Source organism: Pseudomonas anuradhapurensis, assembly GCF_014269225.2.
Lineage (GTDB): Bacteria > Pseudomonadota > Gammaproteobacteria > Pseudomonadales > Pseudomonadaceae > Aquipseudomonas > Aquipseudomonas anuradhapurensis.
Genome location: NZ_CP077097.1, coordinates 1,995,001 through 2,017,336, shown reverse-complemented (window position 1 = coordinate 2,017,336; position 22,336 = coordinate 1,995,001). Strand labels below are relative to the sequence as shown.

The 22,336-nt window shown below is 64.8% G+C and carries 18 protein-coding genes, 2 rRNA genes and 2 pseudogenes (1 of these 22 cut by a window edge); 11 read left to right on the top strand and 11 right to left on the bottom strand.

Annotated elements, in window-relative coordinates:
- The first annotated feature begins 87 nt into the window (after nucleotides 1–87).
- Nucleotides 88–1,842, top strand: coding sequence for a sigma-54-dependent Fis family transcriptional regulator (locus HU763_RS09340; RefSeq protein WP_186690273.1), 1,755 nt, complete (start codon nucleotides 88–90; stop codon nucleotides 1,840–1,842).
- An 88-nt stretch (nucleotides 1,843–1,930) separates the two neighbouring features.
- Here HU763_RS09340 and HU763_RS09335 read toward each other — a convergent pair whose 3' ends face one another.
- The 3 genes and pseudogenes from HU763_RS09335 to HU763_RS25045 form a co-directional block, all read right to left on the bottom strand.
- Nucleotides 1,931–3,619 carry a putative bifunctional diguanylate cyclase/phosphodiesterase gene (locus HU763_RS09335; protein WP_186690275.1) on the bottom strand — a complete coding sequence of 563 codons (1,689 nt, stop codon included), beginning with the start codon at nucleotides 3,617–3,619 and terminating at the stop codon, nucleotides 1,931–1,933.
- Between the two features lie 13 nt (nucleotides 3,620–3,632).
- Complete coding sequence (locus HU763_RS09330) at nucleotides 3,633–4,757, bottom strand: methyl-accepting chemotaxis protein (RefSeq protein WP_420831053.1); 1,125 nt, start codon at nucleotides 4,755–4,757, stop codon at nucleotides 3,633–3,635.
- A gap of 159 nt (nucleotides 4,758–4,916) precedes the next feature.
- Nucleotides 4,917–5,198 (bottom strand): annotated as a pseudogene (locus HU763_RS25045) (PAS domain-containing protein); the annotation flags it as partial.
- A gap of 454 nt (nucleotides 5,199–5,652) precedes the next feature.
- Between HU763_RS25045 and HU763_RS09325 the strand changes: the two are divergent.
- The 4 genes from HU763_RS09325 to HU763_RS09310 all read left to right on the top strand — a co-directional run bounded on the left by HU763_RS09325 (nucleotide 5,653) and on the right by HU763_RS09310 (nucleotide 9,634).
- Entirely contained in the window at nucleotides 5,653–6,963 is a 1,311-nt protein-coding gene (locus tag HU763_RS09325) for a C4-dicarboxylate transporter DctA (RefSeq protein ID WP_170029193.1), read from the top strand.
- A gap of 44 nt (nucleotides 6,964–7,007) precedes the next feature.
- Complete coding sequence (locus HU763_RS09320) at nucleotides 7,008–7,712, top strand: FadR/GntR family transcriptional regulator (RefSeq protein ID WP_186690279.1); 705 nt, start codon at nucleotides 7,008–7,010, stop codon at nucleotides 7,710–7,712.
- Nucleotides 7,713–7,727: 15 nt separating this feature from the next.
- Entirely contained in the window at nucleotides 7,728–8,396 is a 669-nt protein-coding gene (locus tag HU763_RS09315) for a GntR family transcriptional regulator (protein ID WP_186690281.1), read from the top strand.
- 176 nt (nucleotides 8,397–8,572) lie between these two features.
- Nucleotides 8,573–9,634 (top strand): hypothetical protein, encoded by a 1,062-nt coding sequence (locus HU763_RS09310; protein ID WP_186690283.1) that lies wholly within the window; start codon nucleotides 8,573–8,575, stop codon nucleotides 9,632–9,634.
- 27 nt (nucleotides 9,635–9,661) lie between these two features.
- Here HU763_RS09310 and HU763_RS09305 read toward each other — a convergent pair whose 3' ends face one another.
- Nucleotides 9,662–10,090 (bottom strand): PACE efflux transporter, encoded by a 429-nt coding sequence (locus HU763_RS09305; protein WP_186690285.1) that lies wholly within the window; start codon nucleotides 10,088–10,090, stop codon nucleotides 9,662–9,664.
- A 103-nt stretch (nucleotides 10,091–10,193) separates the two neighbouring features.
- Between HU763_RS09305 and HU763_RS09300 the strand changes: the two genes are divergently transcribed.
- The 3 genes and pseudogenes from HU763_RS09300 to HU763_RS25035 all read left to right on the top strand — a co-directional run bounded on the left by HU763_RS09300 (nucleotide 10,194) and on the right by HU763_RS25035 (nucleotide 13,101).
- The gene (locus tag HU763_RS09300) at nucleotides 10,194–11,072 is read left to right on the top strand and encodes a LysR family transcriptional regulator (RefSeq protein WP_186690287.1); all 879 of its coding nucleotides are present in this window, start codon (nucleotides 10,194–10,196) and stop codon (nucleotides 11,070–11,072) included.
- A 97-nt stretch (nucleotides 11,073–11,169) separates the two neighbouring features.
- Nucleotides 11,170–12,246 (top strand): annotated as a pseudogene (gene mcpA, locus HU763_RS25040) (methyl-accepting chemotaxis protein McpA); the annotation flags it as partial.
- A gap of 114 nt (nucleotides 12,247–12,360) precedes the next feature.
- Nucleotides 12,361–13,101, top strand: coding sequence for a methyl-accepting chemotaxis protein (locus HU763_RS25035; protein ID WP_420831052.1), 741 nt, complete (start codon nucleotides 12,361–12,363; stop codon nucleotides 13,099–13,101).
- Between the two features lie 140 nt (nucleotides 13,102–13,241).
- Here HU763_RS25035 and HU763_RS09290 read toward each other — a convergent pair whose 3' ends face one another.
- From HU763_RS09290 to HU763_RS09280, 3 genes are read right to left on the bottom strand one after another with little or no spacing between them, the layout of a single operon-like run.
- Nucleotides 13,242–14,306, bottom strand: a complete 1,065-nt coding sequence (locus tag HU763_RS09290) for a YkvI family membrane protein (protein WP_170029186.1) — start codon at nucleotides 14,304–14,306, stop codon at nucleotides 13,242–13,244.
- A gap of 54 nt (nucleotides 14,307–14,360) precedes the next feature.
- The gene (locus HU763_RS09285; protein ID WP_186690291.1) at nucleotides 14,361–14,738 is read right to left on the bottom strand and encodes a RidA family protein; all 378 of its coding nucleotides are present in this window, start codon (nucleotides 14,736–14,738) and stop codon (nucleotides 14,361–14,363) included.
- A 12-nt stretch (nucleotides 14,739–14,750) separates the two neighbouring features.
- Nucleotides 14,751–15,887, bottom strand: a complete 1,137-nt coding sequence (locus HU763_RS09280; RefSeq protein WP_186690294.1) for an NAD(P)/FAD-dependent oxidoreductase — start codon at nucleotides 15,885–15,887, stop codon at nucleotides 14,751–14,753.
- Between the two features lie 112 nt (nucleotides 15,888–15,999).
- Between HU763_RS09280 and HU763_RS09275 the strand changes: the two genes are divergently transcribed.
- Both HU763_RS09275 and HU763_RS09270 read left to right on the top strand, forming a co-directional pair.
- Complete coding sequence (locus HU763_RS09275) at nucleotides 16,000–16,593, top strand: helix-turn-helix domain-containing protein (RefSeq protein WP_170029183.1); 594 nt, start codon at nucleotides 16,000–16,002, stop codon at nucleotides 16,591–16,593.
- A gap of 161 nt (nucleotides 16,594–16,754) precedes the next feature.
- Nucleotides 16,755–17,540, top strand: coding sequence for a sulfite exporter TauE/SafE family protein (locus HU763_RS09270; RefSeq protein WP_186690296.1), 786 nt, complete (start codon nucleotides 16,755–16,757; stop codon nucleotides 17,538–17,540).
- A gap of 3 nt (nucleotides 17,541–17,543) precedes the next feature.
- On the opposite strand, the gene HU763_RS09265 is transcribed toward HU763_RS09270, so the two are convergent.
- Nucleotides 17,544–18,083 (bottom strand): histidine phosphatase family protein, encoded by a 540-nt coding sequence (locus tag HU763_RS09265; protein ID WP_186690298.1) that lies wholly within the window; start codon nucleotides 18,081–18,083, stop codon nucleotides 17,544–17,546.
- Between the two features lie 180 nt (nucleotides 18,084–18,263).
- On the opposite strand from HU763_RS09265, the gene HU763_RS09260 reads away from it, so the two are divergent.
- On the top strand, nucleotides 18,264–19,466 hold the full coding sequence (locus HU763_RS09260; protein ID WP_234454506.1) for an MFS transporter: 1,203 nt from the start codon (nucleotides 18,264–18,266) through the stop codon (nucleotides 19,464–19,466).
- A 43-nt stretch (nucleotides 19,467–19,509) separates the two neighbouring features.
- Here HU763_RS09260 and HU763_RS09255 read toward each other — a convergent pair whose 3' ends face one another.
- From HU763_RS09255 to HU763_RS09245, 3 genes are all read right to left on the bottom strand, one after another.
- Nucleotides 19,510–21,318 (bottom strand): ABC transporter ATP-binding protein/permease, encoded by a 1,809-nt coding sequence (locus HU763_RS09255; protein WP_186690300.1) that lies wholly within the window; start codon nucleotides 21,316–21,318, stop codon nucleotides 19,510–19,512.
- Nucleotides 21,319–21,660: 342 nt separating this feature from the next.
- Nucleotides 21,661–21,776 (bottom strand): 5S ribosomal RNA (gene rrf / locus HU763_RS09250).
- 134 nt (nucleotides 21,777–21,910) lie between these two features.
- Nucleotides 21,911–22,336: ribosomal RNA gene (locus tag HU763_RS09245) — 23S ribosomal RNA — on the bottom strand (it continues 2,466 nt past the right edge of the window).

The following is a 22,336-nucleotide window of genomic DNA, read 5'->3' as shown; positions in this document are numbered from 1 at the left end:
CTGAACACTCGCAGGTTTGACATTGAACAACTGTGAACAACACTGAACAGCGGTCGGTTCCATACAACAATCACACAGGACAGGCCCATGGCCGCTTCCGCTTCGACCCATGCCCAACTGATCCAGGCCTCCTGGACCCGCTGCCGCGACCACGGCCTGCAACCCCAGCACGCCCCGGACTTCGACTGCCTGACCCGCGCCGAACTGAGCGCCCTGCTGGAGCGGCGCCAGGCCCTGCTGCGCCTGACCCGCGAGGCGGTACTGCCGCATTACGCGCACCTGCTGGGCAATGCCAGCTACCTGGTGATGCTGGCCGATGCCAGCGGCTGCGTGCTCGACAGCTGGGGCTCGCGGCGCTTCATCGAACCGCGCCAGCAGCACGGTTTCAGCGCTGGCGCCCATTGGCACGAGCGCGGCGTCGGCACCAATGCCCTGGGCACCGCGCTGGTCTGCGCCGAGGCGATTCACGTCGGCCAGGACGAGCACTTCCTGCGGCAGAACCGCTACATGTCCAGCGCCGCCGCGCCACTGTTCGACGCGGCGCGGCAACTGGTCGGGGTGCTCGACGTGGCCAGCGATGGCTACCTGCCGGCCAGCCAGACGCTGGGCCTGGTGCGCATGATGAGCCAGAGCCTGGAAAACCGCCTGATCCTTGCCGAACATGGCGAGCGGCATGCCCAGCTGATGTTCAACAGCGCTTCCGACAACCTGGACAGTCCCTGGGCCGGCCTGCTGGTGTTCGATGAACAGGGCCAGGTGCTGGCGGCCAATCACCGGGCCGACAGCCTGCTCGGCGGCAACCCGCTGCGGCAGAATATCGAGCAGCTGTTCCAGTTGCCGCTGCAGCAGCTGTTCAGCCACCCCCGGCAACAGCCCTTCGCCTTGCAGGCCACCGGGCGCAATCGCTTCCATTGCCAATGGCAGCCGGCGCGCGAGGCCACTTGCCGCACCGCCAGCAGCAGCAGCAACACCGACCCGCGCCTGGACAAGGCCCTGGCGCAGGCCAGCCTGCTGCTGGAAAAGGACATCCCGGTGCTGGTGCAGGGGGAAACCGGCGTCGGCAAGGAAGTGTTCGTCGACACCTTGCACCGCGCCAGCAGCCGCGCCGGCCAGCCGCTGGTCGCGGTCAACTGCGCGGCAATCCCCGCCGAGCTGGTGGAGTCGGAGCTGTTCGGCTACGACAAAGGCGCGTTCACCGGTGCCCACCACAAGGGCAACCCGGGGCTGATCCGCAAGGCCGACCACGGCATCCTGTTCCTCGATGAAATCGGCGACATGCCGCTGCCTACCCAGGCCCGCCTGCTGCGCGTCCTGCAGTCACGCAGCATCCAGCCGCTGGGCAGCGGCGAGCCGGTAGCAGTGGATATCCGCGTGGTGTCGGCGAGCAACCGCGACTTGGCCGAAGAGGTGCGTGCCGGGCGCTTTCGCCAGGACCTGTACTACCGCATCGCCGGGCTGGCAGTGCAGTTGCCGCCGCTGCGCGAACGCAGCGACCGGCGCCAGCTGATCGAGCAGGTGCATGCCCGCTACCGCGAACCGGGGCAGCCTGCACGGCTGCCGGCAGCCATTGTCGAGCTGTTCGATCAGCACCCTTGGCCAGGCAATATGCGTGAACTGGTGAGTGTGCTGCAGGTGGCGCTGGCCTTGGCCGGCAATGGCCCGGTCGGCCTGGAACACCTGCCTGCGGGCTTTCTCGCCGAGGCGCAGGTGCCTGTGCCGCAGGCGCCCGAAGCGGCAGACCTGGCAACGCTGATGCAGCAAACCAACGGCAACCTGTCCGCGGTGGCCCGCGCACTGGGGATCAGCCGTACCACGCTGTACAAGCGGTTGCGCCAGCGCTAGCCGCCGCGAACGCTGGCTTCGCCGCCGCCATCCAGCGCCCCGCCCGGTGCCGAGCGGGCCCAGGCCTGGCTCATGGCCGGCTGGCCTATCAAGGGTCGCGCCACTGCTTCGGCTGCCGGTAGGCCTGGGCCCAGCGCTGTACCTCACTGGCCGGCATCGGCCGGGCAATGCAGTAACCCTGGGCCAGTTCACAGCCCAGGCCCATCAGCACCCGGCCGTGCTCGACGCTCTCCAGCCCTTCGGCAATCACCTCGCGGCCAAATGCCCGCGCCAGGCCGATCACCGCCCGGGTCAGTGCGAGGTCGTCCTGGTCATGCAGGATGTCGCGCACGAACGACTGGTCGATCTTGATCGTCTGGGTCGGCAAACGCTTCAGGTAACTCAGCGACGAGTAGCCCGTGCCGAAGTCATCCAGGGAAAAGCGCACGCCCAGCGCGCGGCAAGCGTCGAGGCAGCGGCTGACGTGTTGCAGGTTGTCGATGGCCACCGATTCGACGATTTCCAGGTCCAACCGTGCCGGGTCCACCTCCGGGTATTCGGTCAGCAACTGGCGCAGGCGCTCGGCGAAGTCACTGCGCTGCAAATGCCGCGCCGCGATATTCACGCTCAACGACCAGGGCCGCCCTTCGCGCTGCCAGGCCTGCAACTGGCTCAGTGCCCTGTCGAGTACCCATTCGCCAATCTCGACGATCAGGTCGGTCTGTTCGACCCAGGGCAGGAAGTCGCCAGGCGGCACCAACCCTCGGCCCGGCCGCTGCCAGCGCAGCAACCCTTCGAAGCCCAGCACCTGGCCGCTGCGCAGGTTAACCTTGGGTTGGTAATACAGGCACAGCTCGTCGTTGTGCAGGGCCCGGCGCACCCGCGCCACGGTCTGGTGGGTGGCCTTGAGTTCCTGCTCCTGGCTCACGTCGAACAGGTGGTAGCGGTTGCGCCCACGCTGCTTGGCCACGTACATGGCCTGGTCGGCATGGCGCACCAGGGTGTCGGCATCCTCGTCGTCCTGCGGGTACAGGGTGACGCCGATACTGGCGCTGAGCGACAGGCGCTGATCGCGCACCACATACGGCGCCGCCAATGCCTGCAGCACGCGGCGCAGCGCGGCATGCAACTGGCGACCTTCGTCGACATCCCGCAGGATCAGCACGAACTCGTCGCCCGACAGCCGGGCCACGGCATCACCCTCGCGCAGGATGTGCTTCAGGCGCTGCGCCACTTCAACCAGCAACAGGTCACCCATGGCATGGCCGTAGCCGTCGTTGACCGCCTTGAAGCCATCCAGGTCGAGCATGCACACCGCCAGCGCAATGCCTTCACGGCGCGAACAGGCCAAGGCCTGGTTCAGCAGGTCGGACAGGTAGGCGCGGTTGGGCAAGCCGGTGAGCACATCGTGGCCGACCCGCCATTGCAGGGTATGCAGCAACTGGCGCTTCTCGGTGACATCGAAGCGGATCGACACGTACTTGCGCACCTGCCCGCTGAGCGGGTCGACCAGCGGCACCATGGTGCTGTCGACCCAGTACAACGCGCCATCCTTGGCGCGGTTGCAGATCTCGCCTTTCCATACCCGGCCGGCGGCCAGGGCCCGCCACATGCCGACGAAGAACGCCGGCTCGTGCAGGCCGGAATTGAGGATGCGGTGGTTGGCACCGAGCAGTTCCTCGCGGCTGTAACCCGAGATGGTGCAGAACTGCTGGTTGACGTAGGTGATGTTCCCGCGCAGGTCGGTTTCGGAAAAGATCGCGGCCGCGTCCACGGCCGCGCGATAGTTGTCATCCATAAAGCATCCTGCCTTAACGGTTGAAACGCTCCACAAGGGCACGCAATCCGGCGCACACCTCTTCCAGTTCGGCGCCGCGCGAGGCGGCGGCGTTGGCGCTGTGGGCGCTGTGCTGGGCGATGCCGGCCACGCCATTGATCTGCCTCGAGACATCTGCGGCCACAGCCGACTGCTGCTGCGAGGCCGTGGCCATCTGCTGGCTCATGGCGCTGATGCGCTGCACCGCTTCCCGGATGCCATGCAGCGCCTGGCGGGCTTCCTGCACCTGGGCGACGCCCTGCTCGGCACCGTCGATGCCCTGGCTGGCGATCGCCACGGCCTGCTCGGCACCACTGCGTAAAGCATCGATAATAGCCTGGATGTGCAGGGTCGACTGCCGGGTCTTGTCGGCCAGCGCCCGCACTTCATCGGCGACCACGGCAAAGCCGCGGCCCTGCTCGCCGGCACGGGCCGCCTCGATGGCGGCATTGAGCGCCAGCAGGTTGGTCTGCTCGGCGATGCCGCGGATCATGCCGGTGGCCTCGGCGATGGCACCGGTCTGGCCAGCCAGCTGGGTGACCGCCTGGTTGATCTGCGTCACGGTACCCGCCAGGGTGCGAATCGCCGCACCGCTGGCATCGGCCACCTGGCTGCCCTGCTCGGCCAGCAGGTGTGCGGTATGGGCTTCGGCAGCCGTCAGTTGCACATGGTTGGCCACCTCACCGATGGAAGCGGCCATCTGGTTCATGGCAGTGGCGCTCTGGTCGGTTTCCGCACGCTGCTCCAGCAACGCCGCTTCGGTGCTGCGTGACAACGCCCCGGCGTCATGGGCAGCCACGGCCATCTGTGCCGCCAGGTCACTCAGCCGGGTCAGCGCGGTCTTCAGCCGCGCCTCCTCGCTGATCAGCATCAGTTGCAGTTGGCCGGCAGCACCGGGCAGGTCGCTGTAGGTCAAGGCGGCGATCGGGTCGGCGAAGGTGCCGTCGGCGCCCTGTACCACGCGCTGCATCTGCCGCCCCACGGCATTGCGTGCCAACAGGCCATAGGCCAGGAACAGCCCCAGGGTCAGCCCCTGCGCCACCAGGCCTGGCCATAGCTGGTTGGCCCCCAGTGCCAGCCCCCCGGCTGCCAGCGGTGCGCCCAGGTCGCGCGCCAGCATGCTCGCGCGGCGTGACCAGGGCAGCACCGCCTGGCCGTTGCGCATGCGTGCATACAGGGCCTCGGCACGGGCCACCTGCTCACGCGTGGGGCACACCCGTACCGACTCATAGCCCACCACCCGCCCGGCTTCGAGGATCGGCGTGACGTAGGCGTTGACCCAGTAGTAATCGCCGTTGCGGCAGCGGTTCTTGACGATGCCCATCCAGCTCTTGCCAGCCTTCAGGTAGCGCCACATCAGCTCGTACACCGCTGGCGGCATGTCCGGGTGGCGCACCAGGTTGTGCGGGCTACCGATCAGTTCGGCCTCGCTGTAGCCGCTGATGGCGGCAAATTCAGGGTTGCAGTAGGTGATCAGGCTGGCCGTGTCGGTTGCGGAAATCAGCCGCTGATCAGAAGGGAAACGTTGCTCGACCGGGGTAACCGGGAGATTGAGACGCACTATGAGACTCCATTCATTTAAACGCCAGACGCCTGCTCGCGGACGATTGTCGGGTTAACACTCCCACAATCGGCCTTTTAGTGACTGCCCGGTCGCGCGCGGATTCTACGAGGTCAGCCGCATAAAGCAAATAAACCTTATGAATCATGGCGTTATCGAAAAAATTGAGGTCGGGCTGATGCTTGGCAAGCGGATTGCTACCTGTATCAGGTACCCCCTGAAGCTGGCCTGATTCGCATAAATGCCCTGTACGGCATGCACCGAACTAGAGCCCGGCGAGCTGAAACGCCCCAAACTGGCCAGACCGGTAAGGCCAAAAAACCTTGCAATGTGGGTTTTTTCGCGCTTTTATGGCTTCGCGCTGAACAAACCGGTAAGACCACAATAATTAAGTCCTGCGCTCTTTCGCCCCGTGCGGCTACCGAAGCAAGGACACCGATCAGAGATCCCTCCCATGCTCAAATGGTGCTCGCGTTCGATCTTCCTTCAAGTCGTGCTTGGCCTTGCCCTCGGCATCGCCTGCGGCCTCAGCTTCCCCGAGCTGTCCTTGCAACTGAAACCGCTTGGCGACGGTTTCATCAAACTGATCAAGATGCTCATCGGCCTGATCGTGTTCTGTGTGGTAGTCAGCGGCATCTCGGGCGCCGGCGACCTGAAGAAGGTCGGGCGCATCGGCCTGAAGTCGGTGATCTACTTCGAGGTGCTGACCACCCTGGCGCTGGTGATCGGCCTGGTGTTCGCCTTCAGCAGCGGTATCGGCAGCGGCGCCAATATCCACCTGGACCAGCTGTCCAGTGCCGACGCCAGCAGCCTGGCCGAGCGCGGCCAGCACATTCACGGGGCCACGGCGTTCTTCCTGGAGCTGATCCCCACCTCGGTGATCGGGGCCTTTGCTGACAACAACATCCTCCAGGTGCTGCTGTTCTCGGTACTGTTCGGCAGCGCGCTGAACCTGGTCGGCGATTCGGCCGCCGGCATCTCGCGGCTGATCAACGAACTGAGCCACGTGATCTTCCGCATCATGGGCATGATCGTGCGCCTGGCGCCGCTTGGCGTCTTCGGCGCCATCGCCTTCACTACCAGCAAGTACGGCCTGGAATCGCTGCAACACCTGGGCGGGCTGGTGGCGCTGTTCTACCTGACCTGTGCCGGCTTCGTGCTGATCGTGCTGGGTACGGTCATGCGCCTGTCGGGCCTGAGGCTGCTGCCGCTGATCAAGTACCTGCGCGAAGAACTGACCATCGTCCTTGGCACGGCCTCTTCCGACGCCGTGCTGCCACAGGTCATGCGCAAGCTTGAGCACCTGGGCATCGGCACCTCTACCGTTGGCCTGGTGATCCCCACCGGCTACTCGTTCAACCTCGATGGCTTTTCCATCTACCTGACCCTGGCCATCGTGTTCATCGCCAATGCCACCGGCACGCCGTTGGCCATGACCGACCTGCTGACCATCCTGCTGGTGTCGCTGGTGACTTCCAAGGGCGCTCACGGCATCCCAGGCTCGGCGCTGGTAATCCTCGCTGCCACGCTTACCGCCGTACCGGCGATCCCGGTGGTCGGCCTGGTGCTGGTGTTGGCGGTGGATTGGTTCATGGGCATCGGCCGGGCGCTGACCAACCTGATCGGCAACTGCGTGGCTACCGTGGCCATCGCCCGCTGGGAGAAGGACATCGACCTGGAGCGGGCGCACAACGTGCTGGACGGCAAACCTGGCTTCGCAGCCACGCCACGCAAGCAGCCCAACAACCATCAACAGGAATTCTGAGCGAACGTGGCCGGCACCGATGCCGGCCCTTCCAGGAGCAAACCGTGATCAGCTCATCGACCGTCGTCAACTCAGTGGTGGAAAAACTGCGCCAGGCCCTCGCCCGCGGCCAATGGCGCAGCGGCGACATGCTGCCGGGCCAGCGCGAGCTGGCCGAACAACTGGGCATCAGCCGCCCCAGCCTGCGCGAAGCGGTGACCGTGCTGGAAACCCTGGGCCTGGTGCGCTCGCTGCCGGGCAAGGGCGTGCTGGTGCTGGACGCCGACGCCGCTGGCCAGGAGCCAGGCCTGGACACCAGTGCCGCGGCCAGCCTGGCCGACGTGCTGGAGCTGCGCTACACCCTGGAACCATTCATCGTCGGCCTGGTGGCGCAATCAGCCAACAGCCAGGACATCGGCCAGCTGCGCCTGACCCTGATGGACATGCGCGAAGCATTGGAAGCCGCAGACAGCGAAGCCGGGGTCAGCGCCTACATTGCCTTCCACGAGGCGCTGTTCGCCCTGACCACCAACCCGATCTTCCAGAGCGTGGTGCAGCAGACCGGCAATGCCCTCAAGCAGAGTGCCGACATGCTGCGCAAATCGCCCGAGCACCTGGCTGCACGGCTACAGGAAAACGAAGCAGTGGTGCGTGCCATCCGCGAACGCAACAGCGCCCAGGCCAGTGCCCAGATGCGCCAGCACATCCTCGCCGAAGGCCTGCGCATGGGCATCGCCCTGAACATTCCGGACGAACACCCGCATCCATGACCCAGGAGAGCGACCATGAACGCCGCCCCTCACTTGCCGGCCCTGCTCGCGGCCGGCGAAACCCGCCTGTCGGCCGAGCAGATCTACCCGCGGCTGTTCGACGCCATTCTCGAACAGCGCCTGCCACCCGGCAGCCTCTTGCCCGAGCAGGCGCTGGGGCATGCGTTTGGTGTCAGCCGTACCGTGATCCGCCGCGTGCTCGGACGCCTGTCCGACCAGCAGGTGGTCGTGCAGCGCCCCAGCCACACCGCGCACCTGGCCACGCCTGACCCGGAACAGGCACGCCAGGTACTGAGTGCCCGGCGCCTGGCCGAAACCACGCTGATCACCCTGGCCGCGCAACGCGCCCGCCCGCTGCAGATTCGCCAGCTGCGGCAACTGGTGGAACGCGAGCGCCAGCACCATGAAAGCGGCGAGCGCTGCGCAGCGATCCGCCTGGGCGGGGAGTTCCACCTGAAACTGGCGCAGGTGGCCGCCAATGCACCACTGGCCCGGTTTCTCAATGGCCTGGTGCCGATGACCTCGCTGATCATCGCCCGCTACGAGTCGCCATGCTGTGACCACTGCGCGTGGCAGGAGCACGCGGCGATCATCGACGCCGTGGCGCAAGGCGATGCCGAGGCGGCCTTGACCCTGATGCACCAGCACCTCGACCGCCTGGAAGAAAAACTCGACCTGGAATGACCGGACCGCTGTGCGGCTCATCGCTGGCAAGCCAGCGCCTACCGCTGTTGCGCTGCGCTTGCAGTGACCGACAACCGTGTGGGAACTGACTTGCCGGCGATGGGCTGCACGGCAGCCCCTGGCCCCCAACCCTATACTCCAGGAACCACCCCAGCCTCTACCAGGGAAGCGTTTGCGTGAGCGCTCGAGTTTTCCTGATGCTGTGCCTGTTGCTGACCCTCGCCGGTTGCGCGGGCAAGCGCCCGCCTGCCCCGCCGCCACCGGTGGTACTCACTACCGCCACCTGGCAACGTATCGACCAGGAACTGATCGACGCCTCGGTCGGTGCCGCCGGTTCGGCCAACGACTATGCCCGGCGCTCCATGCGGGTGTGGAAGGAGCAGGTTCAGCAGCGCACCGAAAGCGACTTCATCCCTTGGTTCACCGGCTACTGGACCCAGCAATGGCTGACCCTCAAGGTGGCCTGGTACAAACTCGACAGCGGCGAAGGCCGGGAACCGGCAGAAAAGCGCCTGGCGTTGTACCTGCAGGAGCAGTACCACAAACGGGTCATCGAGCCAGTGGCCGAGCAGATCGACCCGGAGGGTATCCGCGACCGCGCCTGCGAGCTGTACCTGCAACTGCTCGGCCAGCAATTGCCCGCCATCATCGGCCGCTACAACGCCCCACCCGAGCAGTTCAGCCAACGCCTCAACCGTATTCCCGCCATCGCCCTGGGGCCGCCGGATGCGCGCAATGCCAGCCTGTATCAACTGCTGCGGGCCAAGTCGCTGGCCCAGCAACCGGCCTGGCAAGCCATGCGCCAGCATCTGCACCAGCAAGCCAGCAAAGGCCCCGGCCGGACCGATGCCGGGCTGAACTCGGTGGCTACCCAGGCCAGCGAAAAACTCGGCGCCACCTTGGCCCCGCGCGGCATCGCCAGTGCCGTGGCGTCGGCGGTAGGCAAGGTAGCCGGGGCGATGATCTCGATTGCCGCGGCCGGCTACGGGATCATGACCCATGACCGGGAACACCCGCAGATGGTCGAGCAGTTACGGGTCATCCTCAACGTGGCGTTGAACCAGGAATGGCAAGAGCTGATGGAGAACCGCCAGAGTGGTGCCATGGCGGGCGTGTATTACCTGTCGGGGCAAATCGAGGACAGCCTGCTGGCCAGTGCTCCGCGGCCGATCGACCAGCCGGTCGAACAGCAAGTGAAGCAGCAGCAGGAGCCGGTGATCATTCCCCTGTCGCCCTAGCGGCTGCCGGTACCGGCGCAAGCCACATCAGGCTGGCGCCATCGCCGACCTGGGCAAGCCGAAGATCCGGTCGAACGCCCAGTTGTAGGCAAAGGTGTAGCACGGCACCAGCACAATGAACGCCATGTCCACCAGCAATGCCTCCAGCAATGTCATGTCCAACCACCAGGCAATCAGCGGGATCAGGTAGACCACCAGCGTCAGCTGGAAGCCGATGGCATGTGCCAGTCGTCGCGCCACACTGCGCCCGCGCGTGACCTGGCGGCTTTCCCACCATTCGAACAAGGTGTTGTAGATCAGGTTCCAGAGCATGGCGATGGTGGTGATCATCACCGCCAGTGGCCCGGTATGCGCAGCCTCGGTGTCCGACAGATAGGCCAGCCCGAGGGTCGACATGCACAGCCCGATCAGTTCATAGAAGGTCACGTAGACCAGTTTGCGCCTGAGTCCTTGCACCCGGATTACCTCATGTTGTTGGAAAGCGATGGGGGCGATGATGCTTCATCGTGCTTGACAGCAAAAGTCAGCAGCTGTCAGATCTGCTGACAGGAGTGCTGCCATGAACTTTTCCAGTGACAACATCCAGCTGTTTCTTGCCGTGCTCGACCGCGGTTCGTTTTCTGCCGCCGCACGGGCGCTGCAGCGCGTGCCGTCGGCGGTCAGCATGGCCATCGCCAACCTCGAGGCCGAACTGGGCTACAGCCTGTTCGAACGTGGCCCGCGCGAGGTCCGCCCGACTCCACGGGCCCTGGCCCTGGAGCCTCATGCCCGGCTGATCGCCGAGCAACTGGGGCTGCTCCAGGTGCACGCGCTGGAGCTGTCCCAAGGGCTGGAAAGCAGCCTGACCCTGGTCGTGGTCCCGGATATCGACCACCGCCCGGTGCTGGCCGCCATCGCTTGCCTCGGTGAACGCTATCCGCTGCTGGACATTGCCCTGCTCAGTGCCCCCCAGGAAGAAGCCCTGCAGCTGCTGGACAGCGGCCGTGCCGACCTCTGTGTAGCCTTTGCCGGGCTGCAGGTCGATGCCCGCCGTGGCTTCCAGCACATCGGCATGGAGTCGCTGGTGGCCACCCTGTCCCCTGCCCACCCAGCCCTGCGCGATGGGCGCATCCACTACCTAGAAGATCTGACCCGGGTGCGCCAGATCTTGGTGCGCAGCCGCGACCTGCCGCTGACCGACCCGCGCCCGCTGATCGGTGCCACGCACTGGTCCACTGACAGCTTCGACCTGGCCCTGCAGATGGTCGAGGCCGGCCTGGGCTGGGGCGACCTGCCGCTGTCGCGGGTTGCGCCGTTGCTGGCCAACGGGCGCCTGGTACGGCTGGATTTTCACAACACGCGCAACGAGTTGCAGTTGCCGGTGCACATCCTGTGGCGCAAGCAACACCCCCTGCAGCAGGCCGCACGCCTGTTGATCGAGCAGCTGTGTAGCCAGTGAATACCGTCTGTCGAAACCACCGTCAGAAATTTCTGTAGGCGCTTCAACCTTTTACCCCGTGAGCCGATATCCCTATCGATAGGTTCCGCAGTGTGTCATGAGCGCGCTGCGCCCTCCCCTCAATGGCCCAAGGTCTCGAAACATGAACCTGAAATTTCGCCACAAGATCCTGCTCAGTGCCTGCGGTGTCGTGGTCCTGGCATTCGCCTTGTTCACGCTCTACAACGACTACCTGCAGCGCAACACCATCCGCCAGAACATCGAAGCTTCGGTGCAGCAGTCCGGTGCACTGACCGCCAGCAGCGTGCAGAACTGGATGAGCGGGCGCATTCTGGTGCTGGAAAACCTGGCCCAGGACATTGCCGAGCAAGGTGCCGGTGACAACCTGGCCGGGCTGATCGAGCAGCCGTCCTATACGCGAAATTTCCTGTTCACCTACCTGGGCCAGGCCAACGGTGCATTCACCCAGCGCCCCAACGCACAGATGCCGGCCGGTTACGACCCACGCCAACGCCCGTGGTATGGCGCCGCAGCCGGCGCCGGGCAGACCGTCCTGACCGCCCCGTACCAAGGCGCCGTCGGCGGCCTGATGGTCACCATCGCCACCCCGGTGAAAAGCAGGGCCAATGGCGAGCTGACGGGTGTAGTCGGTGGTGACGTCACCCTCGACACCCTGGTCGAGATCATCAACTCGGTCGATTTCGGTGGCATCGGCCATGCCTTCCTCGCCGACAGCAATGGCCAGGTGATCGTCAGCCCGGACAAAGACCAGGTGATGAAGAATCTCAAGGACATCTACCCTGGCAGCAACCTGCGGGTGGCCGCCGGCATGCAGGATGTCACCCTCAATGGCCAGGACCGCATCATCTCCTTCGCCCCGGTGACCGGCCTGCCTTCGGCGCAGTGGTACATTGGCCTGTCGATCGACAAGGACAAGGCCTATGCCGCGCTCGGCCAGTTCCGCACTTCGGCGATCATCGCCATGCTGATCGCCGTGGCCGCCATCGGCGGCCTGCTCGGCTTGCTGATTCCGCTGCTGATGCGCCCGCTGACCACCATGGGCCGCGCCATGCGCGACATCGCCGAGGGCGAAGGTGACCTCACCCGCCGCCTGGCTGTACAAAACAAGGACGAATTCGGCGAACTGGCCAGCTCGTTCAACCGCTTCGTCGAACGTATTCATGCCTCCATCAGCGAAGTGTCCTCGGCTACCCGCCAGGTGCACGACTTGTCGGAGAAAGTGATCAACGCCTCGAACGCTTCGATCATTGGCTCTGAAGAGCAGAGCATGCGCACCAACAGCGTGGCTGCGGCGATCAACCAGCTGGGGGCCGCCACTCAGGAAATCGCCCGCAATGCCGCCGATGCCTCGCAGCACGCCAGCGGCGCCAGCGAGCAGGCCCATGGCGGCCGGGAAGTGGTCGAAGAGGCGATCAACGCCATGACCGCCCTGTCGCGGCGCATCAGCGAATCCTGCGCACAGATCGAAACACTCAATGCCAGCACCGACGAAATCGGCAAGATCCTCGACGTGATCAAGGGCATCTCGCAACAGACCAACCTGCTGGCGTTGAACGCTGCCATCGAGGCGGCCCGCGCCGGTGAAGCCGGGCGTGGCTTTGCCGTGGTGGCCGACGAGGTGCGCAACCTGGCGCACCGCACCCAGGAGTCGGCGGAAGAGATCCACCGCATGATCACCAGCCTGCAGGTCGGCTCGCGCGAAGCGGTGCACACCATGAACACCAGCCAGGTCTCCAGCGAGCAGACCGTGCAAGTGGCCAACCAGGCCGGCGAGCGCCTGGCCAGCGTGACCCAGCGCATTGGCGAGATCGATGGCATGAACCAGTCGGTGGCCACCGCTACCGAGGAGCAGACCGCCGTGGTCGAGAGCCTCAACCTGGACATCACCCAGATCAACGCGCTGAACCAGCAAGGGGTGGAAAACCTCAACGAAACCCTGCGCCATTGCGACCAACTGGCCCAGCAGGCAGGGCGCCTGAAGCAGCTGGTGGGCAGTTTCAGGATCTGACGGCGGATCAGGCGGCACGGGCTGCTGCCGCCCGTACCGCCCCTATCGCCGGCAAGCCAGCGCCCACAGTGACTGCAAATGACGTGCAGCCACTGCAACCGAGGTGGCTGGCTGGCCGGCGACAGGGCTGCCCAGCAGCCCTACACCACCGCTGCTTTCACAGCCCTGCCCCGCCGCACCCAGGCCAGCAACACCGCCGCCATCAGCACGAAGCCCAGATAGCCAAACAGCGGATACACTTCACCGACCAGGCTGATGAACCCCACCAGGCTGCAGCCGAACGCCACCAACCCGGTCGCCACCGAAGCCCAGCGGAACTTTGTCGTGCCCGCCGGCAACAGCCGCGAAAGGAACGAAAACAGCGTACCCACTGCGGTGTTGACGATCATGCCGAAGATGATCAGACACATCACCAGCCCCAGCAGCGGCGACACTTCACTGGCAATCGACAGCATCGGCATCGGCAGGTTGGCCACGCTGTCCAGGCGCGACAACAGCCCCGCACTCATCACCAGCATCAGGCCACCCAATGCCGCACCACCGAGCAAGCCGCCCCACATCGCGATGTTCTCGCCCTTGGCCGAGCCACCCAGAATGGCCAGGATCGGCGCACCGGCAACCACGTTGTAAGACACATAGAGGCACGCGCCCAGCAGCCAGTGACGAGCACCGGCCTGTTGCTGGCTGGCCAGCTGGTCGAGCTGGGCGAAGCTTTGCTCCCGGGTGAACACGGCATACAGCGCAATCGCCGACGCCACCAGGATCAGCAGCGGCGTGATGGCGCCAATCGCCAGTATCACCCTGCGCACGTCCAGGCACACGATGCCCACCACTACCAGCGTCACCAGCATGCTGCCGCTCAGTGCCGGGATGCCGAACTGCTGCTCCAGCAAGGCGCCGCCACCCGCCAGCATGACCACGGTGACGGCGAACATGAAGAAGGTGATCAGCCAGTCGACGAACAGGCCCAGGTGACGGCCACAGATAGCCTGGATCACATCCTTGTGCGAGGTGGCCTGCTGGCGGTGGCCCAGCCCTGCCAAGGCCATGCCGAGCAACGTGAACAGGGCCGCACTGACCAGTGCTCCAAGCAACCCCCAGACACCGAAATCGACGAAGAACAACAACAGTTCCCGCCCCGAGGCGAACCCCGCCCCCACGATCACGCCAACGAACGCGCCGGCAATCTTCAGCTGTTCTTGCATGTGCACCTCTGGATTTTATTATTGTTGTGTCACTGGCCGCTCCTGCACACCAGCTCAGGACTCGCCGATGAACGCCTGCACTTCAATTTCCACATCCACCCCCAGCGCCAATGCCGAAGCCACGGTCGAACGCACCGGCAGCGCCGCGCCGAAGAATTCCTTGTACACCTCGTTGAATCCGGCGAAGTGGCTCATGTCCGACAGCCACACCGTGGCCTTCACCACCTGGTCGAAACGTGCGCCGCAGACCGCCAGGCTTTCGCCGATGCGCTCGCAGGCCGCACGGGTCTGCGTCTGGATGTCACCACGCACCACTTCGCCAGCAGCGCTCATCGGCACCTGGCCGGAGAGGAAAAGGAAGCCTCCAGCCTTCACCGCACGGGAAAACGGGAATGGCAGGCTGCTGGGGAAACGCTGGATCTCATTGCTCATGTAAAGCTCCTTTCAGGGTTGCTGGAAACGGGCCGGGGACAGGCGCTCGGGCGCCACGCCCTGGCTGACAAGTTCGGTGCACAGCGGTTGGCCGAGCAGCAGGTCGGCGGCCAGGCGCGAGGCGCCCGCAGCGGACTGGATGCCATAGCCACCTTGTGCCGCCAGCCAGAAAAACGCTGGCGCGTGCACATCGAAGCCGATTACCAGGTCCCCGTCGGCGACGAACGAGCGCAGCCCGGCCCAGGTGTGGCTTGGCCGACGGATCGCCAGGGTGGTCATGCTTTCGATGTTGAAGATACCCAACGCCACGTCGAGTTCTTCGGGCGCGGCGTCCTGGGGTTCGACCGGGTCGGCATTGGCTGGCGAGCCCAGCAGTTGGCCGGCGTCGGGCTTGAAGTAGAAGCTTTCGTCGACGCCGATCACCGCCGGCCAGCGGGCGAAGTCCTGGTCTGCCGGGCCGGGGAAGGTGAACGCGCTGCGCCGGCACGGTTGCAGGCCGATCCGCGCCACGCCGCACTGCTCGGCGACGCGGTCGGCCCAGGCACCTGCGGCATTGACCAGCTGGCGCGCCTGCACCGAGCTGCCATCGCCCAGCTCAACCTGCCACAACTCATCCTGGTAGCAGGCCCGGATCAGCTCGGCGTTGCAGCGCAACGCCCCGCCGGCTCCGCGATAGCCGCGCAGGAACCCCTGGTGCAGGGCGTGCACGTCCAGATCCATCGCCCCCGGCTCCAGCACCGCACCGGCCAGCGTCTCGCCACGCAGGCACGGCACCAGGGCCAAGGCGGCATCGCGGTCGAGCAGGCTGACTTCGGTGCCGTTGGCCAGGTTCTGCGCATGGGCCTGCTCGAGCAGCCCGCGCTGTTCCAGGCTGGCCACATACAGGCAGCCACGCGGTTCCAGCAACGGGTGCTCGCAGAAGCCAGGCGGTGGCGCTGCGTAGAAGGCCCGGCTGGCGCGGGTCAATGCCTGGATCTGCGGGGTGCCGTAAGCCTCCATGAACATCGCTGCCGAACGCCCGGTGGAATGGTAGCCAGGCTGCGCCTCACGCTCGAGCAGCAGCACCTTCTGCTGACCCGCCAGGCGATAGCCCAGCGATGCTCCGGCGATACCGGCGCCAATGATCAGGGTGTCGTAGATAGGGTTCATGCACGCTCCTGTCGGTAATTATCATTTATGAGAATTCTAATATATGAGAATTTAGCCGCGTGCAAGTGCGCAAGGTAAGATAGCCGACCAACGACGCATGCCGAGAACCCGAATGCCCGCTGCCCTACCCCTGCTGGACCGTGCCATTGTCGGCCAGCGCCTGCGCCAGGTGCGCAAGACACGCCAGCTGACCCTCAAGCAATTGTCCGAGGCCAGTGGCGTACCTGTGTCCACCTTGTCGAAAATGGAACTGGCTCAGGTTTCGGTGAGCTACGAAAAACTCGCCGCCGCCGCCCGCGCGCTGAATGTCGACATTGCCCTGCTGCTGCGTGCCGGTGGCACGGTCGCCGCTCCGGCACCGGTGACCGTAGTGGTCGACTCGCTGCCGACGGCGGCGGGCTACTCGACCGGCACCTATGACTATCACCCGATCGCTGGCGACTTTCCCGAGCGCCGCATGACGCCGGCCTATGCCCGCATCATTGCGCGCGAACGTGGGCAGTTCGATGATTTCATCCGTCACCCCGGACAAGAGTTCGCCGTGGTACTGAGCGGGCGCGTGCGCATCGAGTTCGAAACCGGCGAAGCGGTGAGCATCGGGCCACAGGAGACTGCGTATTTCGACAGCCAGGTGGGGCACATCTACCTGTCGGAAAGTGATGACGGCGGCGATGCGCATGTGATGGTGGTGATGACCGATCGCTGAGTTGCCCTGATCCGCATGACAGGCCTGTTGAAACTGCCCTGGCCGCCTGGGCGAGGCCAGCCGCGGTTATAACCTAATAACGAACAAGTCTATTTGGCTATAAAAAAATCTATATGCTGGCTGCATCCGATAACGGGCAAAGTTGGGCGGTCGAGTAGCGTATGGATGTAGGTTCTTTCGGTTTCACCATTGCGGGCCTGATCGTGGGTTTCATCGTCGGCATGACCGGCGTCGGCGGCGGCTCGCTGATGACCCCGATCCTGTTGTGGTTTGGCATCAGCCCGGCAACGGCAGTCGGTACCGACCTGCTGTATGCCGCCGTCACCAAGGCCAGTGGCGTCTGGGTGCATGCGCGTAACCACAACGTCGACTGGAAGATCACTGGCCTGCTGAGCCTCGGCAGCGTGCCCGCAGCGGCGCTGACGTTGTGGTTCCTCAGTACCTTGCATACCGACACTTCGGCGCTCAACGCGATCATCAAGCAAGGCCTGGCGGTGGTGCTGATCCTCACCGCGTTGGCCATCCTGTTCAAATCGCGCCTGCAAGCCTTCGCCAGCCGTCATGCCGGCGACCACTATCACCTCAGCGACCGCAGCCTCAACATCCTCACCGTGCTCACTGGCGTGGTGCTCGGGGTAATGGTCACGCTCACCTCCATCGGTGCCGGCGCCCTGGGTACCGTGGCGCTGTTCCTGCTGTACCCGTTCCTGGTCACGCGTCGCCTGGTCGGTACCGAGATCGCCCATGCCGTGCCGCTGACCTTGGTAGCGGGCCTGGGCCACGCGGGTATGGGCAACATGGACTGGTCGCTGCTGGGTTACCTGTTGCTGGGCTCGCTGCCGGGCATCTACCTGGGCAGCCACCTCACCGGGCGGATTTCCGACCGCGTGCTGCGCCCGTGCCTGGCGGCGATGCTGCTGCTGATCGGCTACAAGCTGGCGTTCTGAGCCTCATCCCAGGCGCAGGCGCCACTGCCCGGTAAAGCTCAGGTCCAGGCGCGACAGCGGTAACACATCGATCCGCTGGCCAGCACCCGGCGGGCAGCCGAGCACCTGCACCAGCACTGCGCGCATGTTCATCGGGTGGGTGATTGCCATCCATTCACCTGGCCTGTCGAAGGCCGCCAGCCAGGCGGCCATGCGCTGGCAAAGCGCGACAAACGACTCGCCACCGTGCACATCACTGGCCGGATCCTGCAGCCATTCGGCCAGAGCCTGCGGTTGCTCGGCCTGCAACTGCTTCAACGGCAACCCGCGCCAACGCCCCAGGTCGCAATCGGCCAGCGCTGGCTCGACCTCTACCCGCCCTGGCAACAATGCCGCTGTTTGGTACGCTCGCCGCTCTGGCGCGGTCAGCACCGACACCCTGCTAAGGTCAGCGAAAGGCGGTGCAACCAACGGCAGGATAGCGTCGTCGCTGTGGTGGAGACGCCCGCTCTTCTGGGCCTGGGTCAGGGCATGGCAGATCAGGGTCAGGCGGACGGCTTTCACCGGGCATCTCTCGTTGGTGGCAGGGCTGCATGGTTTAGCATGCCGAGACAATTCTTGCCGCAACAATCGTGGCCGGCAACCACCGGTGTGGCGTGCAGCACGTCGTGTGCGCCAATCGCAATTTGCATCCTGCCCGCCGCCTCCTACAGTTGGGAGCGTAGCGACCCTGCAGAGCCCACCATGCATAGCCACCAACCAAGCCGCCCCCGGGGCGCCGGCAAACACCTGCTGAAAATCCCCCGTAGCGTCTGGGCGCTGGGCTTCGTTTCGATGTTCATGGATATTTCTTCGGAGATGATCCACGCCCTGCTGCCGTTGTACATGGTCACGGTGCTCGGCACTTCGGTGGTCGCCGTGGGCGTTATCGAGGGCATCGCCGAAGCGACGGCCGCGATCACCAAAGTGTTTTCTGGAGCCCTGAGCGACCGCCTGGGCAAGCGCAAGCTGCTGACGGTGCTGGGCTATGGCCTGGGGGCGCTGACCAAGCCGGTGTTTCCCTTGGCTGCGGGTTTGGGGTGGCTGGTCGCGGCGCGCTTCGTCGACCGCGTGGGCAAGGGTATTCGCGGGGCGCCGCGGGATGCGCTGGTGGCTGATGTCACCCCGGCGGAACTGCGCGGTGCGGCCTTCGGCCTGCGCCAGGCGCTCGACACGGTTGGCGCCTTTCTGGGGCCATTGCTCGCCATCGCATTGATGTGGATGACGGCGAGCCATTTCCAGACCGTGTTCTGGGTGGCGGTGCTCCCGGCGTTCGCGGCGGTGTACATCCTCATCGCCTTCGTCCACGAGCCTGAAACGCCGGCCACCCCCAGGCCGCTGCGTTCACCGCTGGCACTGCACGCACTGGTTCGCCTGGGGCCGGCCTATTGGCGGCTGATCGGCCTGGCCACGCTGTTCACCCTCGCCCGCTTCAGCGAGGCGTTCCTGCTGTTGCGCGCACAGGACATGGGCCTGGCGCCGCTGTGGGCCCCGGCGGTGCTGGTGCTGATGGCGCTGGCCTACTCGCTGTCGGCCTATCCCGCCGGGGCCCTGTCGGACCACATGGGCCGGCGAGCCGTATTGATGATGGGGTTGGGCCTGCTGATCGCCGCCGACCTGCTGCTGGCCCTGCTGCCCGGCTGGAGCGGGCTTGCTCTGGGAGTTGCCGCCTGGGGCCTGCACCTGGGTTTCAGCCAAGGCATCTTTGCCGCGATGATTGCCGACAGCGCCCCGGCCGACCTGCGCGGTACAGCCTTCGGGCTGTTCAACCTGCTGACCGGGGTGGCGCTGCTGGCGGCCAGCGTGGTGGCCGGGCTGCTGTGGGACGGTGCCGGGTTCCAGGCAACCTTCCTGGCCGGCGCGGGCTTTGCCAGCGCCACCCTGCTGGGCGTGGCGTTGTTACGCTGAGCCCAGCAGGCGGCCAGATCATGGCTATGCGCGCTGAACGGCCCTACACCAGCGCCGGGTGCTGCTCCAGTAACGACCAACCACCCTGCCCGTCCACTTCCAGGCGATGGGTATGGAACCCCGCCAACGTGCTGCGATGCCCGACACTGACCAGCAAGGTGCTCGGCATTTCCGTACGCAACAGCGCGTACAAGGCATGCTCGAGCCCTTCGTCCATTGCCGAAGTGGACTCGTCGAGGAACACCACTTGGGGCCGGTTGAACAGGACCCGCGCGAACGCCAGGCGCTGCTGTTCCCCGACCGAAAGAATGTGTGACCAGTCACAATTGACCTCCAACCGCTCGGCCAGGTGGGCAAGGTTGACCTGGCACAACACCTGCTGCATCCGTGGTGCGTCTTCCGGGTTGCCAGCCTCCGGGTAGGCGATGACGGTGCGCAGATCACCCAGCGGCAGGTACGGGCGCTGCGACAGGAACAGGGCCTGATGGCCCAGCGGCCGCCTGACCGCGCCTTCGGCATACGGCCACAGGCCGGCCAGGGCACGCAGCAGCGTGGTCTTGCCGCTACCCGACGGGCCCTTGATCAGCAGCGCCTGGCCGGCACGCAGGTCAAGCTCCAGGTCGGCGATAAGGGTATGCCCGTCCGGGCGCAGCACCTGCAGGCCTGCAATCTCCAGGGCCTGTGCTTGGTCCTGGGTGGTGACACGTGGCAAGGCGCTTGCCTGCGCGTTGGCATCGAGGAAGCCGGTAAGACGGTCAAGGGTCGCCCGGTACTGGGCGAACGCATCATACGATTCGCGGAAGAACGACAGTGAATCCTGCACCTGGCCAAAGGCCTGGGAGGTCTGCATGACATCACCCAGCTTGATCGCACCGCTGAAGAAGCGCGGGGCCTGGAGAATGAACGGGAAGACCACCGCCACCTGGCTGACCCCCAGGTTGAACCCACTGAACTTGAGGTTTCGGTAAACCAGCGCCCAGGCATTCACGATCAAGGCGCCAAAGCGGCCCAGCAAAGTGCGTCGCTCGACCTGCGCGCCCTGATAGAAGGCGATGTTCTCGGCATTTTCGCGCAGGCGCATCAATGCATAACGGAAGTTCGCGGTGAGCTTCTCGTTGAGGAAGTTCAGGCGAATCAGCGGGCGCCCGAGGCGGAAGGCAATCCAGGTGGCGACGATGACATACAGATACACGGCGAACACCATTGCCCGGGGGATCTCCATGCCGGCGACCGCCAGCGGGGCGGACAGCCCCCAGAGAATCCCGGTGAAGGCCACCAGCGACACCAGCGCGCTGACCGCGCCCAGTGCCAGGGTCACCGAGTTGCTGACGAAGGCGTTGACGTCCAGCTCGATACGCTGGTCGGGGTTGTCTACCGGCTCAGCGAGGAACTGGCCGCGGTAGTAGGCATCGCCCTGCATCCAGTCGTGGGTCAGACGCTCGGTCAGCCACACCCGCCATTTGATGCTGAACGCCTGGCTTACATAAAAGTTGAACAGCGAGCGCAGCACATGGATGGTGGCCAACACTGCGAAGACGCCGAGCAGGTACCAGAAGGCCGCTTGGTCAAGGCCCTGCAAGGCGCTGTAGAAGCCGTTGTACCAGAACGAGAACAGCACGTTCAGGCGCACCGAGAATAACGTCAGCACGAGGAGCAGTGCGAACACCAGCAGCGGCCGCCAGCTGCGCCTGAAATTGAAATAGGGCCCGGCAAGCTGCCAGAACTGGCTGCCCCAGCGCGTGAAGCGCACGGCCAGTGTGGCGGCTGCAGCAAAGCAGACAAGGGTGGTGAACGAGGCGATTGCCAGCCAGCTCAGGCTCTCTTGCAGGGCCTGGTGCCAGTTCATTTCCATGGTGGGTTTCCGTGCTGAGTGTTTCCGCGAGCGTAACATTGTGCGCGGATTCATCAGACCAAAATGACGCACTTTTCATGATTGCGGTTGCTGTGCGTGCTTGGTGTGGGTACGCGAATATTGCCCAGCGCTGTAGGAGCGGCCTTGCGTCGCGATCGGTGCAGGAGCGGCTTTAGCCGCGAAACAGGCGACGCGGTTTGCCAGGTAGATAGGGGTTGCAGGGTGGCGGCCGCTGTGCGGCCGATCGCGACGCAAGGCCGCTCCTACAAGGTCGCGCTGGTTTTGCCGGCGCAAAGACAAAACCCCTATCTGCATGCGCAGATAGGGGTTTTGCGAAATGAATCTTGACGATGACCTACTCTCACATGGGGAAGCCCCACACTACCATCGGCGATGCATCGTTTCACTACTGAGTTCGGGATGGGATCAGGTGGTTCCAATGCTCTATGGTCGTCAAGAAATTCTGTTGCCAGAAGGTCTTGGTAGACACTCCAGCGAATTCGGATATGTGATATGTGTGGTTCGTTGCGAACTTTCGGTTCGTATCATCTTCACCACCGCAATCTGCGTCAGCAAATTGCTTGGGTGTTATATGGTCAAGCCTCACGGGCAATTAGTATTGGTTAGCTCAACGCCTCACAGCGCTTACACACCCAACCTATCAACGTCGTAGTCTTCGACGGCCCTTCAGGGAACTCAAGGTTCCAGTGAGATCTCATCTTGAGGCAAGTTTCCCGCTTAGATGCTTTCAGCGGTTATCTCTTCCGAACATAGCTACCCGGCAATGCCACTGGCGTGACAACCGGAACACCAGAGGTTCGTCCACTCCGGTCCTCTCGTACTAGGAGCAGCCCCTCTCAAATCTCAAACGTCCACGGCAGATAGGGACCGAACTGTCTCACGACGTTCTAAACCCAGCTCGCGTACCACTTTAAATGGCGAACAGCCATACCCTTGGGACCGGCTTCAGCCCCAGGATGTGATGAGCCGACATCGAGGTGCCAAACACCGCCGTCGA

Bases quoted from the DNA above. Each gene is read 5' to 3' on its own strand.
- HU763_RS09340 (WP_186690273.1), top strand. From the start codon at position 88: ATGGCCGCTTCCGCTTCGACCCATGCCCAACTGATCCAGGCCTCCTGG.
- HU763_RS09335 (WP_186690275.1), bottom strand. From the start codon at position 3,619: ATGGATGACAACTATCGCGCGGCCGTGGACGCGGCCGCGATCTTTTCC.
- HU763_RS09330 (WP_420831053.1), bottom strand. From the start codon at position 4,757: ATGCTGGCGCGCGACCTGGGCGCACCGCTGGCAGCCGGGGGGCTGGCA.
- HU763_RS09325 (WP_170029193.1), top strand. From the start codon at position 5,653: ATGCTCAAATGGTGCTCGCGTTCGATCTTCCTTCAAGTCGTGCTTGGC.
- HU763_RS09315 (WP_186690281.1), top strand. From the start codon at position 7,728: ATGAACGCCGCCCCTCACTTGCCGGCCCTGCTCGCGGCCGGCGAAACC.
- HU763_RS09300 (WP_186690287.1), top strand. From the start codon at position 10,194: ATGAACTTTTCCAGTGACAACATCCAGCTGTTTCTTGCCGTGCTCGAC.
- HU763_RS25035 (WP_420831052.1), top strand. From the start codon at position 12,361: ATGCGCACCAACAGCGTGGCTGCGGCGATCAACCAGCTGGGGGCCGCC.
- HU763_RS09290 (WP_170029186.1), bottom strand. From the start codon at position 14,306: ATGCAAGAACAGCTGAAGATTGCCGGCGCGTTCGTTGGCGTGATCGTG.
- HU763_RS09285 (WP_186690291.1), bottom strand. From the start codon at position 14,738: ATGAGCAATGAGATCCAGCGTTTCCCCAGCAGCCTGCCATTCCCGTTT.
- HU763_RS09280 (WP_186690294.1), bottom strand. From the start codon at position 15,887: ATGAACCCTATCTACGACACCCTGATCATTGGCGCCGGTATCGCCGGA.
- HU763_RS09275 (WP_170029183.1), top strand. From the start codon at position 16,000: ATGCCCGCTGCCCTACCCCTGCTGGACCGTGCCATTGTCGGCCAGCGC.
- HU763_RS09270 (WP_186690296.1), top strand. From the start codon at position 16,755: ATGGATGTAGGTTCTTTCGGTTTCACCATTGCGGGCCTGATCGTGGGT.
- HU763_RS09260 (WP_234454506.1), top strand. From the start codon at position 18,264: ATGCATAGCCACCAACCAAGCCGCCCCCGGGGCGCCGGCAAACACCTG.
- HU763_RS09255 (WP_186690300.1), bottom strand. From the start codon at position 21,318: ATGGAAATGAACTGGCACCAGGCCCTGCAAGAGAGCCTGAGCTGGCTG.